This window comes from Klebsiella terrigena, assembly GCF_012029655.1.
GTDB classification, from domain to species: domain Bacteria; phylum Pseudomonadota; class Gammaproteobacteria; order Enterobacterales; family Enterobacteriaceae; genus Klebsiella; species Klebsiella terrigena.
This window is the reverse complement of record NZ_CP050508.1, coordinates 1132121-1146755: the sequence shown is the minus strand read 5'-3', so window position 1 is coordinate 1146755 and position 14635 is coordinate 1132121. Positions and strand designations below refer to the sequence as shown.

General features: G+C 62.5%; 13 protein-coding genes and 1 pseudogene. 8 read left to right on the top strand and 6 right to left on the bottom strand.

All coding sequences use genetic code 11. The features are described from left to right. Window positions 1-4: 4 nt before the first annotated feature. The 5 genes from hycE to hycA form a co-directional block, all read right to left on the bottom strand. Complete coding sequence (gene hycE, locus HCK03_RS05475) at window positions 5-1714, bottom strand: formate hydrogenlyase subunit HycE (RefSeq protein ID WP_045857645.1); 1710 nt, start codon at window positions 1712-1714, stop codon at window positions 5-7. 18 nt (window positions 1715-1732) lie between these two features. Beyond that, window positions 1733-2656: a respiratory chain complex I subunit 1 family protein gene (locus HCK03_RS05470; protein ID WP_167691243.1), complete on the bottom strand. Its 924-nt coding sequence runs from the start codon at window positions 2654-2656 to the stop codon at window positions 1733-1735. Between the two features lie 2 nt (window positions 2657-2658). Further along, window positions 2659-4485: a formate hydrogenlyase subunit 3 gene (gene hycC, locus HCK03_RS05465; RefSeq protein ID WP_167691242.1), complete on the bottom strand. Its 1827-nt coding sequence runs from the start codon at window positions 4483-4485 to the stop codon at window positions 2659-2661. Then, complete coding sequence (locus tag HCK03_RS05460) at window positions 4482-5090, bottom strand: 4Fe-4S dicluster domain-containing protein (RefSeq protein ID WP_123552101.1); 609 nt, start codon at window positions 5088-5090, stop codon at window positions 4482-4484. The genes hycC and HCK03_RS05460 overlap by 4 nt, the downstream gene beginning before the upstream one ends. An 82-nt stretch (window positions 5091-5172) precedes the next feature. After that, entirely contained in the window at window positions 5173-5622 is a 450-nt protein-coding gene (gene hycA / locus HCK03_RS05455) for a formate hydrogenlyase regulator HycA (protein WP_041146901.1), read from the bottom strand. A gap of 214 nt (window positions 5623-5836) precedes the next feature. On the opposite strand from hycA, the gene hypA reads away from it, so the two are divergent. The 8 genes and pseudogenes from hypA to HCK03_RS05415 all read left to right on the top strand — a co-directional run bounded on the left by hypA (window position 5837) and on the right by HCK03_RS05415 (window position 13157). After that, window positions 5837-6187, top strand: a complete 351-nt coding sequence (gene hypA / locus HCK03_RS05450; protein WP_041146902.1) for a hydrogenase maturation nickel metallochaperone HypA — start codon at window positions 5837-5839, stop codon at window positions 6185-6187. Between the two features lie 87 nt (window positions 6188-6274). Further along, the gene (hypB, locus tag HCK03_RS05445; RefSeq protein ID WP_167691241.1) at window positions 6275-7147 is read left to right on the top strand and encodes a hydrogenase nickel incorporation protein HypB; all 873 of its coding nucleotides are present in this window, start codon (window positions 6275-6277) and stop codon (window positions 7145-7147) included. Beyond that, a complete protein-coding gene (locus tag HCK03_RS05440; RefSeq protein ID WP_167691240.1) occupies window positions 7138-7410 on the top strand; it encodes a HypC/HybG/HupF family hydrogenase formation chaperone in 273 nt (90 codons plus the stop codon). Before hypB ends, HCK03_RS05440 begins: the two co-directional genes overlap by 10 nt. Continuing rightward, entirely contained in the window at window positions 7410-8531 is a 1122-nt protein-coding gene (gene hypD, locus HCK03_RS05435; RefSeq protein WP_167691239.1) for a hydrogenase formation protein HypD, read from the top strand. Before HCK03_RS05440 ends, hypD begins: the two co-directional genes overlap by 1 nt. Continuing rightward, on the top strand, window positions 8528-9538 hold the full coding sequence (hypE, locus tag HCK03_RS05430) for a hydrogenase expression/formation protein HypE (protein ID WP_167691238.1): 1011 nt from the start codon (window positions 8528-8530) through the stop codon (window positions 9536-9538). Before hypD ends, hypE begins: the two co-directional genes overlap by 4 nt. Before the next feature lie 231 nt (window positions 9539-9769). Then, a complete protein-coding gene (gene flhA / locus HCK03_RS05425; protein ID WP_115192047.1) occupies window positions 9770-11842 on the top strand; it encodes a formate hydrogenlyase transcriptional activator FlhA in 2073 nt (690 codons plus the stop codon). 37 nt (window positions 11843-11879) lie between these two features. After that, window positions 11880-12084, top strand: a pseudogene (locus HCK03_RS05420) (TOBE domain-containing protein); the annotation flags it as partial. A 125-nt stretch (window positions 12085-12209) separates the two neighbouring features. Continuing rightward, window positions 12210-13157, top strand: coding sequence for an alpha/beta hydrolase (locus tag HCK03_RS05415; RefSeq protein WP_123552096.1), 948 nt, complete (start codon window positions 12210-12212; stop codon window positions 13155-13157). A gap of 59 nt (window positions 13158-13216) precedes the next feature. On the opposite strand, the gene HCK03_RS05410 is transcribed toward HCK03_RS05415, so the two are convergent. After that, the gene (locus HCK03_RS05410) at window positions 13217-14617 is read right to left on the bottom strand and encodes a glycoside hydrolase family 1 protein (protein ID WP_167691237.1); all 1401 of its coding nucleotides are present in this window, start codon (window positions 14615-14617) and stop codon (window positions 13217-13219) included. Window positions 14618-14635 lie beyond the last annotated feature (18 nt).

The following is a 14635-nucleotide window of genomic DNA, read 5'->3' as shown; positions in this document are numbered from 1 at the left end:
CTCCTTATTTCAGCGGCGAGTTTTTACGCTCGATGCTGTAGCGCTCCAGCTCTTTGTACGGCACCACTTTGCTTTTCTTCTTCCGCACGTCGACCACGGTCATTCGGTCGGTACAGGAGTAGCAGGGATCGAGGCTGCCGATAATCAGCGGCGCATCGGAAACGGTGTTGCCGCGCAGCATATAGCGCAGGGTCGGCCAGTTGGCGTAGGTCGCCGCCCGGCAGCGCCAGCGGTAGAGCTTCTGGTTGTCGCCGGTCATGCTCCAGTGGATATCATCCCCGCGCGGCGCTTCCGAGAAGCCCAGCGCAAAACGGTGTGGGATATAGGTGAAGCCGTCCACCATCAGCGGGCCGCCCGGCAGATTGTCGAGGCCAAAGTCGATCATATTCAGCGCGGTGTAGACCTCATTGATGCGCACCTTGAGGCGCGAAATCACGTCGCAGCCCTGCTCGCTGTGCACTTCCATCGGCAGCAGGCCGTAGCCGACGAACGGATGGTCGGCGCGGGTATCGCGCGCGTGGCCGCTGGCGCGCACCATCGGGCCAACGTTGCTGAAGTCGCGGGCGATTTGCGGGTCGAGGCGGCCGATGCCGACGGTGCGCTGCGCCATGTTCGGCGTGCTGAGCAGCATCTCCACCAGCTCCTGCACGTCGCGGCGCATCTGCTGCGCCAGCTGGCGGGTCTGGATCATATCCTCTTTCAGCAGGTCGCGACGGATGCCGCCAATCAGGTTCAGGCCGTAGGTTTTACGCGCCCCGGTGAGGATCTCCGCCATTTTCATCGACGTCTCGCGCACGCGGAAGAACTGCATAAAGCCGGAGTCGAAGCCGGTGAAGTGGCAGGCGAGGCCGAGGTTGAGCAGGTGCGAATGCAGACGCTCCACCTCCAGCAGAATGGCGCGGATCATCTGCGCGCGTTCCGGCACCACGATGCCCATCGCGTTCTCAACCGAAGTGGTATAGGCGGTGCTGTGGGCAAAGCCGCAGATGCCGCACACCCGGTCGGAGAGGAAGGTCACTTCGTTGTAGCCCATCCGGGTTTCCGCCAGCTTCTCCATCCCGCGATGGACGTAGAACAGGCGGTAGTCGGCGTCGATAATATTTTCGCCGTCAACGAACAGGCGGAAGTGGCCCGGCTCATCGGAGGTGACGTGCAGCGGGCCAATCGGCACCACGTTATTCTTCTTACTGCCCAGCTCGTTAATAAACTCGTAGGTTTCCGCATCGGTGGTCGGCGCCGGGCGCTGACGGTAATCCATGCTGTCTTTGCGCAGCGGGTAGAGTTCATCCGGCCAGTCGTCCGGCAGCACCAGACGGCGCTCGTCCGGCAGGCCAACCGGCAGCAGGCCGTACATGTCGCGCACTTCGCGCTCGCCCCATACCGCCGCGGGCACCCGCGGCGTCACCGACGGATATTCCGGCTTATTGGCGTCCACTTCCACGCGCACGGTTATCCAGCATTTGGTCCCCTGCTCCATCGACAGCACGTAGTAAACGGCATAGTGGCCGTTGAGCTTGCGCTCGTCGTTGCCGAACAGTACCGACAGCCAGCCGCCCTGCCGGTAGTAGAGAAACTCCACCACTTCCGGGAGATAGTTAATCTTCACCGTGACGGTGAGCTGATCGTTGGTCTGCCAGGCCTCGTCCAGCACCACGCCCGGGAAGGCCTGATGCAGCGCGGCGAGATAGCGTTGACCCGGTTTTTCTTCGTTCATATATAAAACTCTCTTAAATCACGCCACCAGCAAGGAGACGAAGGCTAAAAAGGCAAAGCCAAAACCGGCCCAGGTCACGCGGGACGTGGCACAAAAGCGCAGGCGCGCCATGCTATTTTCAAACAGGGCAATAATCAGGACGCCGGCCACCAGCTTGACGACCGCGACGACCAGCGCCAGCAGCAGCCCGCCGACGCTAAAGTGGGTCATCTGCCCCCACGGAATAAACACGCCGACAAACATCTGCAGGACCACCAGCTGCTTGAGGCTAATCCCCCATTTCAGCACCGCGAAGCCGCTGCCGCTGTATTCGGTCAGCGGCCCTTCCTGCAGCTCCTGCTCCGCCTCGGCAAGGTCGAACGGCAGCTTGCCCATTTCGATAAAGGTGGCAAAAGCGCAGGCGGCCAGCGCGAGGAGCAGCGGAATGCTGCGCGCGGCGGGCCAGTGGTAGACGGTGTCGGTGATGCTGCTGATATGGGTTGAGCCGGCAACCTGCGCCGCCACCCACAGTCCCAGCAGCAGAATCGGCTCCACCAGCACGCCGAGCATCGCTTCACGGCTGGCGCCGATAGCGGTAAACGGGCTGCCGGTGTCGAGCCCGGCGATCGCAAAGAAGAAGCGGGCGATGGCAAACAGATAGATCAGCGTAATCAGGTCGCCCAGCCCCGCCATCGGCGATTCTACGGTGACCACCGGCAGCGCGGTGGCGATAGTCAGCATCACGCCGACCATCACGTAGGGCATCAGGCGGAATACCCAGCCGGAGGCGTCGGGGCCGATACTCTGGCGCCCCAGCAGCTTGATAATGTCCCGATACTCCTGCAGCACGCCCGGCCCGCGGCGGTTATGCAGGCGGGCGCGGGCAACGCGGGTGATGCCGGACAGCAGCGGCGCGGCGGCAAACAGCACCAGCGCCTGCAACAATGCAACGAATACGCTCATTCTCAGGCTCCTCGTGAAATGACAATAACCACCAGCACCGCCAGCTCAATCAGCGCAACGCCGCGCAGCAGCGCGGGTGCGGAGCCGCTGTGCCAGCCGGGGATCAGGCGTACCGGGTTTAGCCAGTGGCGCAGCTTGAGCAGCGGGGCAAAGGCCTCTTTGACCGGCATCGCGAAGCCGTGAGCGGTCACCACCATCGATTTCTCATGGTCGTAGCCGCAGACCCAGGCCGCGCCGCGGGAGCGCGACGGCAGACGGTCGCCTTTGAAGAAAATCATCAGCAGCAGCGGCAGCAGCGGGCAGGCGATCAGCAGAATGGCGATCGGCGGCTGCGACACCACGCTCGCGACCTGAGCCTGAGCCGGCACCACGCCGCCCACCAGCGGCAGAAGCCACGGCGCGGCCACCCCGCCAATCACGCAGCAGAGCGCGGAAAGCACCACGCTGAAGGTCATCAGCCACGGGGCGCAGGTGGCGTTTTCCGCCTGCGGGCTCCGCGGCGCGCCTAGGAAGGTGACGCCGTAGACTTTGGCCATGCAAATCACCGCCAGAGCGCCGGTCATCGCCAGGCCCACCGCCAGCATTGGCCCCAGCAGGCGGCCGATAAACGCCCCGCCGGTGCTGAGCTTAAAGAACGACTGATAGATAACCCACTCGCCGGCAAAGCCGTTCAGCGGCGGCAGCGCCGCCATCGCCATCAGGCCCACCAGCATAGAGAGCGAAATCAGCGGCATTCTTTTACCGATGCCGCCGAGCTTTTCGATATCGCGGTGGCCGGTGCGGAACCACACCGCCCCGGCGCCAAGGAACAGCGTGGTTTTGAACAGACCGTGGTTGATCAGGTGATACATCCCGCCGATAAAGCCCAGCACCATCAGGCTGGCGTTATTGAGGGCCACGCCGGTGACAAACGCGCCGAGCCCCAGCAGGATGATGCCGATATTTTCCAGGCTGTGGTACGCCAGCAGGCGCTGGATGTTGTGCTCCATCAGCGCGTAGAGCCCGCCGATAAAGGCGGTGATCATCCCCAGCACCAGCAGTAGCACGCCCCACCACAGCGGCGGCACGCCGCCGGCCAGGGAGACCGTCAGGATGCCGAACAGCCCCACCTTCATCACTACCGTGGAGAACAGCGCGGCGGCCGGCGCGCTGGCGTCGGCATGGGCCTGCGGCGCCCAGCCGTGCAGCGGAATAACCCCCGCCAGCAGCGAAAAGCCCGCCAGCGCCGGGAGCCACAGCAGCATCTGCTGCGGAGCGCCGGCGGCCAGCAGGCTAATCTGCGCCAGATCGAGCGTGCCGTAAAACGACCACACCAGCCAGCAGCTCCACGCCAGCAGCAGCGTGCCGAAGCGGCCCAGCGCAAACCACAGCTTGCCGGACTGCGCGCAGCCGGTGAGGAAGGCGCCGCACAGGGCCATAATTTCCGCCATCACCACCAGGCTGCCGAAGCTGGTCGTCACCAGGGCGCAGGTGGCGGCCGCCAGCAGCAGGTTGACCAGCAGGCCGTTCGCTTTCACCTCTGGATGACGGTGCCAGGAGATATTAAACAGCGAAATCGGCAGCGCCGAGAGGCCGATGGCCAGCAGCCACAGGGCGTTAATCCCGCTAATCCGAATCGGCAGGGAGAGCATCTGCAGCATCCCGGCGCTCACCCGGCCCGGCATCAGCAGCGTCCCCATTCCGACGACGATCAGCATCGCGCTGGCTACCGCCCCGCCGATCCCGGCAATCGCGCCGCTGAGCGGCTTTTTCAGGCTAAAGAGCAGCGCCAGCACGGCGCTGACGGCGTACCAAACCACCGCCTGATTGACTAAAGAGATGATGTTCACTTCACGCCCCCCTGTTGCGCCTGAAACAGCGACAAATCGCCGAGGTCGGCATTAAAAGTCAGCTCGCGCTTGCGCCTGCTGGCCAGGGCGATATCGCGGATATCCACCAGCAGCAGCGCCTTTGTCGGGCAGGTACGCACGCAGGCGGGCCCCTGCTCATCGAAATGGCACAGATCGCATTTCACCGCGATGGCGCGCACGCCGGGTACCCAGTCGAGCAGCGAACTGACGCGGGCGGGCGCGGGCGGCGCGGCGGGCGCCAGCGGCGTATTGGCGTTTGCCGGAATATCCAACGGCCGGCTGCCGGAAAATTCGATCGCGCCAAACGGACAGGCGATGCCGCAAAGCTTGCAGCTTACGCACAGGCTTTCGTTTAGCTGGACCGCGCCGTCGATGCGGTTAATCGCGTTAACCGGACACACCGCGGCGCAGGGGGCGTCTTCGCAGTGGTGGCACATCTGCGGCGCAGATTCTTTTTCATTACGCATGACCTGCAGTCGCGGCATCGCCTGCAGGCCCTGCTGGCGATGCGTCTCAGCGCATGCGGCTTCGCAGGTGCGGCAGCCGATACAGACGGTGGAGTCAGCAATTACAAAACGGTTCACCGGGTCTTCCTCGGGTGAAAGTCATTTTTGACGAAATCAGGTGGTGCAGATGTCATTTTCGACACTCGTCGACACCTTGCGCTTAGTGGGCCCGCTGCAGATGGCTTAAATCCACCGGCTGGTCCTGTTCCATGGCCTCATACAGGCGGTCGTACACGGTCGCCACGATCGCCAGATAGTGCTCCAGCACCTGCTCGCGGGAGCGGTTGCTGATGCGCCCGTCGACGGTGCCGTCGGAGGCCAGCGTCGCCTGCGCAATCAGGCGCTTATCTTCGCCATTTTTGCTTTCTACGTAGTATTCGATGGTGTGGCTGTTAAAGCCTTCCGCCAGCGCGACAAACACCTGAAAGTGGCCGAACAGCACGAAGCACAGCTCTTTGTCCGGCGCGCAGCTCATCGCATGATGCAGGCGCGCTTTCGACAGGGTGATGCCCTGAACCAACGAGTTGCAGTAGGTGTGCCACTGCTCCTGATGCTGGCGGTGACGATCGGCGATGTAGTCCGCCTTTTCACTTATTTCCCAAATAGTCATCTCGGATCCCCCGGTTGCATGAGATGCACTGCACAAGCATTTTCCATGCCAGTTTTTATATATTTGATATTTAAAGAAATTAATAAAAACAGGGGTCTTCGGCGACATGTCGATGACGTCACCAGGCCATCGTCATCGACAGTTTCTCCGACCGTACCGATGCCCTGGCATCGTTATTGCATATACGGTCAATTACGGCGATGTGGAGGCCACCATGCACGAAATCACTCTTAGCCAGCGGGCGCTGGAAATTATTGAACAGCAGGCGCAGCAGGCCGGCGCGCGGCGGGTCAGCGGCGTGTGGCTCAAGGTTGGGGCCTTTTCCTGCGTCGAGGCCAGCGCGCTGACCTTCTGCTTTGAGCTGGTGTGCCGCGGCACGCTGGCGGAAGGCTGCGAGCTGCATATCGCCGAGCAGCAGGCCGAATGCTGGTGTGAGTCCTGCCAGCAGTACGTGCAGCTGATCTCTCAGCACGTGCGGCGCTGCCCGCAGTGTCAGAGCGACGGGCTGCAGATAGTGGCGGACGATGGCTTACAGATTCAGAGAATAGAAGTGATCCCCGCCTGATTCGGCCGGGATCGCGGCGGCCGACGCGCGAGCGCGGCCAGCACAGAAACAACGTGCAGTATGACGGGATAGACCAGGAGTAAAACTATGTGTACCACCTGCGGCTGTGGGGAAGGCAACCTTTATATAGAAGGTGATGAACGCAACCCCCACTCGGCGTTTCGCAGCGCCCCCTTCGCGCCGGCCACGCGCCAGCCGATGACCATTACCGGCATCAAAACCGACGGCTTTACCCCCAGCCGCTCTGCCGAGGGCGACCTGCACTACGGCCACGGCGAGGCGGGTACCCATGCGCCGGGAATGAGCCAGCGTAAAATGCTGGAGGTTGAAATTGACGTGCTGGATAAAAACAACCGCCTGGCCGCCCGCAACCGCGCCCGCTTTGCGGCCAAAGACCAGCTGGTGCTGAACCTGGTCTCCAGCCCCGGCTCCGGTAAAACCACCCTGCTGAGCGAAACCCTGCTGCGCCTGAAGGCGAAAAGCGCCTGCGCGGTGATTGAAGGCGACCAGCAGACGGTCAACGACGCGGCGCGCATCCGCGCCACCGGCACGCCGGCCATTCAGGTCAACACCGGCAAGGGCTGCCACCTCGACGCGCAGATGATCGCCGAGGCCGCTCCGCGCCTTGAGCTTGCCGATGGCGGCATCCTGTTTATTGAAAACGTCGGTAACCTGGTGTGCCCGGCGAGCTTCGATCTCGGCGAGCGGCACAAGGTCGCGGTCCTGTCGGTAACCGAAGGTGAGGACAAGCCGCTGAAGTACCCGCATATGTTCGCCGCCGCCAGCCTGATGCTGCTGAACAAAATCGATCTCCTGCCGTACCTCAACTTTGACGTTGAGCAGTGCCTCACCTGCGCGCGGGAGGTGAACCCCGAGATTGAGATAATCCTGCTTTCCGCCACCAGCGGCGAGGGCATGGAGCAGTGGCTCAGCTGGCTGGAGGCGCAGCAATGTGCATAGGCGTTCCGGGACAAATTTGCGCCATTGAGGGCAACCAGGCCAGGGTTGAAGTCTGCGGCATCCAGCGCGAGGTCGACCTAACCCTGGTGGGCGCCGTCGATGAGCAGGGCCAGCCGCGGCTCGGTCAGTGGGTGCTGGTGCACGTCGGCTTCGCCATGAGCATCATTAATGAAGCCGAGGCCCGCGATACCCTCGCGGCGCTGCAAAATATGTTTGAGGTCGAGCCGGACGTCGGCGCCCTGCTGTTCGGCGAGGAGCGATAATGCGTTTCGTTGATGAATACCGCGCGCCGGAGCAGGTGCTGCAGCTGGTGGAACACCTGCAGGAGCGCGCTCGCCTGCTGCCGCATACCGCCGCCCGCCCGCTGCGGATTATGGAGGTCTGCGGCGGCCATACCCACGCCATCTTTAAGTTCGGTCTCGACCAGCTGCTGCCGGAAAATATCGAATTTATCCACGGCCCCGGGTGTCCGGTCTGCGTCCTGCCGATGGGCCGCATTGACGCCTGCATTGAGATTGCCGGCCGTCCGGGGGTTATTTTCTGCACCTTCGGCGACGCGATGCGCGTCCCGGGAAAAAATGGCTCCCTGCTGCAGGCAAAATCGCGCGGCGCCGACGTGCGCATCGTCTATTCGCCGGTTGATGCCCTCAGGCTGGCGCAGCAAAACCCCGACCGCGAGGTGGTATTCTTCGGACTGGGCTTTGAAACGACCATGCCCGCCACCGCGCTGACCCTGCGCCAGGCACGCGAACGCGGCGTCGAGAACTTCTTCTTTTTCTGCCAGCACATCACCCTGCTCCCGACCCTGCGCAGCCTGCTCGATACTGCGGACAACGATATCGACGCCTTCCTCGCCCCCGGCCACGTCAGCATGGTCATTGGTACCGAAGCCTACGGGTTTATCGCCAGCGACTACCGCCGACCGTTAGTGGTCGCTGGATTCGAACCTCTTGATCTACTGCAAGGCGCGGTGATGCTGGTTGAGCAGACAATAGCGCGGTGCAGTCAGGTCGAGAACCAGTATCGTCGCGTGGTCCCTGATGAAGGTAACCCCCTGGCGCAGCGGGCGATTGCCGAGGTGTTCTGCCTCTCCGGCGACAGCGAATGGCGCGGGCTTGGGGTTATCAGCGATTCCGGCGTTCGGCTGACGCCTGAGTATCAGCGTTTCGACGCCGAAGCCCATTTTCGCCCGACGCCGCAGCGCGTCTGCGACGACCCGCGAGCCCGCTGCGGCGAGGTGCTGACCGGGCGCTGCAAACCGCATCAGTGTCCGCTATTCGGCCAGGTCTGTAATCCGCAAAGCGCGTTTGGCGCGCTGATGGTCTCATCAGAAGGCGCCTGCGCCGCCTGGTATCAATATCGCAGTCAGGAAAACGAAGTATGAAAAGCATCCAGTTAGCGCACGGCAGCGGCGGTCAGGCGATGCAGCAGCTGATCGCCTCCCTGTTTATGGAGGCCTTCGCCAACCCGTGGCTGGCGGAGCAGGAGGATCAGGCGCGGCTTGATCTGGCGCAGCTTGCCGCCCAGGGCGATCGCCTCGCCTTCTCCACCGACGGCTACGTTATCGATCCGCTGTTCTTTCCCGGCGGCGATATCGGCAAGCTGGCGGTCTGCGGCACCGCTAACGACGTGGCGGTGAGCGGCGCCCTGCCGCGCTACCTCTCCTGCGGATTTATTCTCGAAGAGGGGCTGGAAATCGCCACCCTCGAGAAGGTGGTTAACAGCATGGCGCAGACCGCGCAGGCGGCGGGCATCGCCATCGTCACCGGCGATACCAAAGTCGTGCCGCGCGGGGCGGCGGACAAGCTGTTTATCAATACCGCCGGGATTGGCGCAATCCCCTCGGCGATCAGCTGGGGAGCGCGGCAGATTGCGCCCGGCGACGTGCTGCTGGTCAGCGGCACGCTGGGGGATCACGGGGCCACCATTCTCAATTTACGCGAAGGGCTCGGGCTGGACGGGGCGCTCGCCAGCGACTGTGCGGTACTCACCCCGCTGATTCAGTCGCTGCGCGACCTTCCCGGAGTGAAAGCGCTGCGCGATGCCACCCGCGGCGGCGTTAACGCGGTGGCCCATGAGTTTGCCGCCACCAGCGGCTGCGGGATTGAGCTGAATGAACGCGAGCTGCCGGTCAACGATACCGTTCGCGGCGTTTGCGAACTGCTGGGGCTCGATGCCCTTAACTTTGCCAATGAAGGCAAGCTGGTTATCGCCGTCGCTCGCGATGCGGCGGAAGCGGCGCTGGCCCGGCTGCGGGCCCACCCGCTTGGCCGCCACGCGGCGATAGTTGGCGAAGTGGTTGCACGCAGCGGCGTGCGGTCCGTCGGCCTGTACGGCGTTAAGCGCACGCTGGATCTTCCTCACGCCGAGCCGCTGCCGAGAATTTGTTAACGGTGCGGGCCCCCGGATTGCGGCTAACGCCTTATCCGGGCTACAACACTGCGCCCACCTGTAGCCCGGCTAAGCGCAGCGCGAGCCGGGAAAAGCCAGCATGATTATCCAGCCCAAACCAGCGGGCACCCACGGATGGGTTAATGGCGGTCACAACCGCTTTATTAACAGACTATTATTTGTGTCATCACTTTCTTCTGCGCCGCTTTGCGGCGCTTTTGGACTTAAGCAATGTCGTATACACCGTTGGGCGATTTTGGACAGCAGGGTCTGTTCGACATCACCCGAGTTTTATTACAGCAGCCCGATCTGGCCGCGCTGAGCGAAACGCTGACGCGTCTGGTCCGGCAATCTGCGCTGGCGGATCGCGCCGCTATTCTTCTGTGGAACGCCGGCAATCACCGGGCGGCCAGATACGCCTGCGACGAAGCAGGCCTGCCGGTGAGCTACGAAGATGAGACCGTGCTGGCCCACGGGCCGGTACGGCGCCTGCTCTCGCGCCCCGACGCGCTGCACTGCGACCGCGCCACCTTTGTCGAAGCCTGGCCGCAGCTGGCCGATAGCGGCCTCTACCCGTCGTTCGGCTATTACTGCCTGCTGCCGCTGGCGGCAGAGGGCCGCATCTTCGGCGGCTGCGAATTTATCCGCAACGATGCCCGTCCGTGGACGGAAAAAGAGTATCAGCGCCTGCACACCTTCACGCAGATCGTCGCCGTGGTCACCGAGCAGATCCAGAGCCGGGTCAGCAATAACGTTGATTACGATCTGCTGTGCCACGAGCGCGATAACTTCCGCATTCTGGTTGCCATCACCAACGCCGTGCTCTCCCGGCTGGATATCGACGAGCTGGTCAGCGAGGTCGCCAAAGAGATCCACCGCTATTTCCGCATCGACGCCATCAGCGTGGTACTGCGCAGCGGCCGCAAAGGCAAGCTGAACATCTACTCGACCCACTACCTCGACGCCAGCCATCCGGTGCACGACCAAAGCGAGGTCAACGAAGCCGGGACGCTGACCGAGCGGGTGTTCAAAAGCAAAGAGATGCTGCTGCTCAATCTGCACGAGCACGACTCCCTGGCGCCGTACGAAAAAATGCTCTTCGAGATGTGGGATAACCAGATTCAGACCCTGTGCCTGCTGCCGCTGATGTCCGGCAATACCCTGCTTGGGGTGCTGAAGCTGGCGCAGTGCGATGAGAAGGTCTTCACCACCACCAACCTGAAGCTGCTGCGCCAGATCGCCGAGCGCGTGTCGATCGCCGTCGATAACGCGCTGGCGTACCGCGAGATCCAGCGCCTGAAAGAGCGGCTGGTGGATGAGAACCTCGCGCTGACCGAGCAGCTCAACAACGTCGAGAGCGAGTTCGGCGAGATAATCGGCCGCAGCGAAGCGATGCACAGCGTGCTCAAGCAGGTCGAAATGGTGGCGCACAGCGACAGCACCGTGCTGATCCTCGGCGAAACCGGCACCGGTAAGGAGCTGATTGCCCGCGCGATCCATAACCTCAGCGGCCGCAACGCCCGGCGGATGGTGAAAATGAACTGCGCGGCGATGCCCGCCGGGCTGCTGGAGAGCGACCTGTTTGGCCACGAGCGCGGGGCCTTTACCGGCGCCAGCGCCCAGCGCATCGGTCGTTTTGAGCTGGCGGACAAAAGCTCGCTGTTTCTCGATGAGGTCGGCGATATGCCGGTCGAGCTGCAGCCGAAGCTGCTGCGCGTGCTGCAGGAGCAGGAGTTTGAGCGCCTCGGCAGCAATAAGCTGATCCGCACCGACGTGCGGCTGATCGCCGCGACCAACCGCGATCTCAAGCAGATGGTCGCCGATCGCGAGTTCCGCAGCGATCTCTACTACCGGCTCAACGTTTTCCCGATCCACCTCCCGCCGCTGCGCGAGCGTCCGGACGATATCCCGCTGCTGGTCAAAGCCTTCACCTTTAAAATTGCCCGCCGTCTGGGGCGCAATATCGACAGCATTCCGGCGGAAACCCTGCGCACCCTGAGCCGCATGGAGTGGCCGGGCAACGTCCGCGAGCTGGAAAACGTCATTGAGCGCGCGGTGCTGCTGACCCGCGGCAGCGTGCTGCAGCTGTCGATGCCCGAGCTGAACATCGAGCCGGAGCCGATGGCGGCAGAAATTCTGCCGCAGGAGGGCGAGGACGAGTATCAGCTCATCGTTCGAGTGCTGAAAGAGAGCAACGGCGTGGTTGCCGGCCCCAAAGGCGCCGCCCAGCGGCTGGGCTTAAAGCGCACCACCCTGCTGTCGCGGATGAAAAGATTGGGCATCACCAAAGATGAACTGGTATAGGTTCGACAGGCACGCAACCCGCTGCCCAGGAGATTCTATGGCGGTATCAGCACGTAATCAGCTCACCGCCACGGTGAGCGCGGTAGCCACGGGCGCAAGTGAACGATGAGGTTGAGTTAACCCTCGCGGGCGGCGCAAAGCTGGTGGCTATTGTCACCCACGGCAGCAGGGAGGCGCTGGGGCTGGTCGCAGGCAAAGAGGCCATTGCGCTGATCAAGGCCTCGGCGCTTCCGATCGCCACCCGCGCCTGAGTCAGACCAGAAACGCCGTTTCATTTCACTTTAAATGAAACGGCGTTCTGTGAAGCAACTCGCGTTAACCGCCGCTAATCAATGATAAATAAGCATTTTCCATAACGGAGATGCTCATGACGCGTTTACCCCTGACGGCGGCCGTCGCGCTGCTTTTATCTTCTCAGGCGGCGCTGGCCGCGCTGCCGACGCTGACGGTTTGGCCCGATGGCGAAGCCCCCGGCGCCAAAAACAGCCCTGCCCGCTACGCCCTCGTCGATCGCAGCAAGGACCCGGCGCTGCCCGACCGCGCCGTCACGGGCATTCGGGCGCCGGAAATTACCGTCTATGCTGCGGAAAAACCCAACGGCATTGCGCTGCTGGTCACCCCCGGCGGCTCCTATCAGCGGGTGGTGCTGGATAAAGAGGGCAGCGACCTCGCCCCCGTTTTCAACGCCGAGGGCTACACCCTGTTTGTGATGACCTATCGGATGCCGGCAGATGGCCACGCGGAGGGCAGCGACGCGCCGCTGGCCGACGCCCAGCGCGCGCTGCGTCTCCTGAGGGCGCGCGCAGCCGACTGGCATATCGACCCGCACAAAATTGGCGTCATGGGCTTTTCCGCCGGCGGTCACGTCGCGGCCAGCCTGGAGACCCGCTATAACGAGCAGGTATATACCGCCGTGGATGCTATCGACGGGCAGAGCGCGCGCCCGGACTTCGTGGTGCTCGGCTATCCGGTGATCGCCATGGATCCCGCAATTGCCCATCCCGGCTCGCGCCGGGCGCTGATTGGCGAGGAACCGACGGCAGAACGGCTGCGCCGCTATTCGCCGGAGCAGAACGTCACCCCGGAGACGCCGCCGACCTTTATCCTGCACGCGGTGGACGACCCGTCGGTGCCGGTAGATAACTCGCTGGTGATGTTTAACGCGCTGCGCGCCCAGCGGGTGCCGACGGAGCTGCATCTGTTTGCCGAAGGCAAGCACGGCTTCGGGATTCGCGGGGCCCGGGGACTGCCCGCCGCCGAATGGCCGCAGCTGGCGATGAACTGGATAGCCTCGCTGCCGGCGGTAAAAAAGTAACCCTTTTCTGAGCACACCCCGGAGAGGGCGTTGCCGCAATCCGGGGCCCGTGCGCAGGGCTATTTTTCGACCGTAAATCCGTTACCGGCGGCCAGCTCGGCAAACCACAGCGCGTTGCGCTTGATCTGCCGCTCGCCGGTTTGCAGATTGAGCCGCCAGAAACCGTAGCGCCGCTTGAAGGCGTTAATCCACGACCAGTTATCGATAAAGGTCCATTGATGCACGCCAAAGCAGCTGGCGCCGTCGGCGATAGCCCGATGCAGCTCAACCAGATGCTCCTCCATCAGGTTGATACGAAACGCGTCATCAATCACCCCGTCCTCCCCCGGCTCCCCTTCGGACTGCAGATCCATAGCAATGCCGATTTCAGCGAGATACCACGGGATATTGCGGTAGTTGTCGCGGATATTAAGGGCAATATCGTAAATCGCCTGCGGCAGAATTTCGTTATTGTCGCGGTAGGGATTAAAGCGCCCCTGCGGATTAACGTAGTTTTCGAAGTAAAACTCGGGGGTAAAATAGTCCAGCGTGTAGTCGCTCTCACGCGCCTTGACCCGGCGAGGGACGTAATAGTTGACGCCGAGGAAATCGATACGCGAGGAGGTTATCAGCTCGGCATCCCCTTTTGCGATTTCAGGCAGGCAGCCGTGTACGGCAAGAATTTCGCACAGCTCCTTCGGAAACTGGTGCTTAACCAGCGGATCGAGGAAGCTGCGGTTAAAGAACAGATCCGCATACCAGGCGGCTTTTTTATCCTCCGCGCTATCGCTGCGGGGATAGGAGGGGGTCAGGTTCAGCACCACGCCGATCTGACTCTCAAGCGCCAGCTCGCGGAACGCGCCCACCGCCTTCGCGTGGGCCAGCATGACGTTAAACGCCACCTGCGCCGCCAGCCTGCCGTCCTTTTTACACGGATAGTGGAAATCGTACAGATAGCCGCCCTCCACCGGGACAATCGGCTCGTTGAAGGTTATCCAGTACTTCACCTTATGGCCGAACAGCTCGAACGCGGTGCGGGCAAAGCGGGCGAAAAGCTCGGCGACGTGGGCCGATTCAAAACCGCCGTACTGCTCCTGTAGCGCTTCCGGCATATCGAAGTGGTAGAGGTTGATCATCGGTTCGATACCGCTCTCGATCATCTCATCAAGATAGTCGTTATAGAAACGCACCGCCGCTGCGTCGGGGGCACCGGTTTCAAAATCGGCGATCAGCCGCGACCACTGAATCGAGGTGCGAAAGGAGTTGAAGCCGGTCTGCTTCATCAACGCCACGTCCTGCGGATACTGGCGGTAGGTATCGCAGACGACCTGCGGGCCCACCTGCTGATAAAAACGCTCCGGCTGAGCGGCAAACCAGCTGTCCCAGATGGAACGATGCGGCTTGTCGGTTACGCCTTCCGTTTGCGGGCCGGATGCCGCCGCGCCCCAAAAAAAACCGTCCGGAAACTGATACCGGGTCATAACGCCTCCTGTAAGTTA

Bases quoted from the DNA above. Each gene is read 5' to 3' on its own strand.
- HCK03_RS05470 (WP_167691243.1), bottom strand. From the start codon at position 2,656: ATGAGCGTATTCGTTGCATTGTTGCAGGCGCTGGTGCTGTTTGCCGCC.
- hypD (WP_167691239.1), top strand. From the start codon at position 7,410: ATGCGTTTCGTTGATGAATACCGCGCGCCGGAGCAGGTGCTGCAGCTG.
- flhA (WP_115192047.1), top strand. From the start codon at position 9,770: ATGTCGTATACACCGTTGGGCGATTTTGGACAGCAGGGTCTGTTCGAC.
- HCK03_RS05440 (WP_167691240.1), top strand. From the start codon at position 7,138: ATGTGCATAGGCGTTCCGGGACAAATTTGCGCCATTGAGGGCAACCAG.
- hycE (WP_045857645.1), bottom strand. From the start codon at position 1,714: ATGAACGAAGAAAAACCGGGTCAACGCTATCTCGCCGCGCTGCATCAG.
- HCK03_RS05415 (WP_123552096.1), top strand. From the start codon at position 12,210: ATGACGCGTTTACCCCTGACGGCGGCCGTCGCGCTGCTTTTATCTTCT.
- HCK03_RS05410 (WP_167691237.1), bottom strand. From the start codon at position 14,617: ATGACCCGGTATCAGTTTCCGGACGGTTTTTTTTGGGGCGCGGCGGCA.
- hycA (WP_041146901.1), bottom strand. From the start codon at position 5,622: ATGACTATTTGGGAAATAAGTGAAAAGGCGGACTACATCGCCGATCGT.
- hypE (WP_167691238.1), top strand. From the start codon at position 8,528: ATGAAAAGCATCCAGTTAGCGCACGGCAGCGGCGGTCAGGCGATGCAG.
- hypB (WP_167691241.1), top strand. From the start codon at position 6,275: ATGTGTACCACCTGCGGCTGTGGGGAAGGCAACCTTTATATAGAAGGT.
- hypA (WP_041146902.1), top strand. From the start codon at position 5,837: ATGCACGAAATCACTCTTAGCCAGCGGGCGCTGGAAATTATTGAACAG.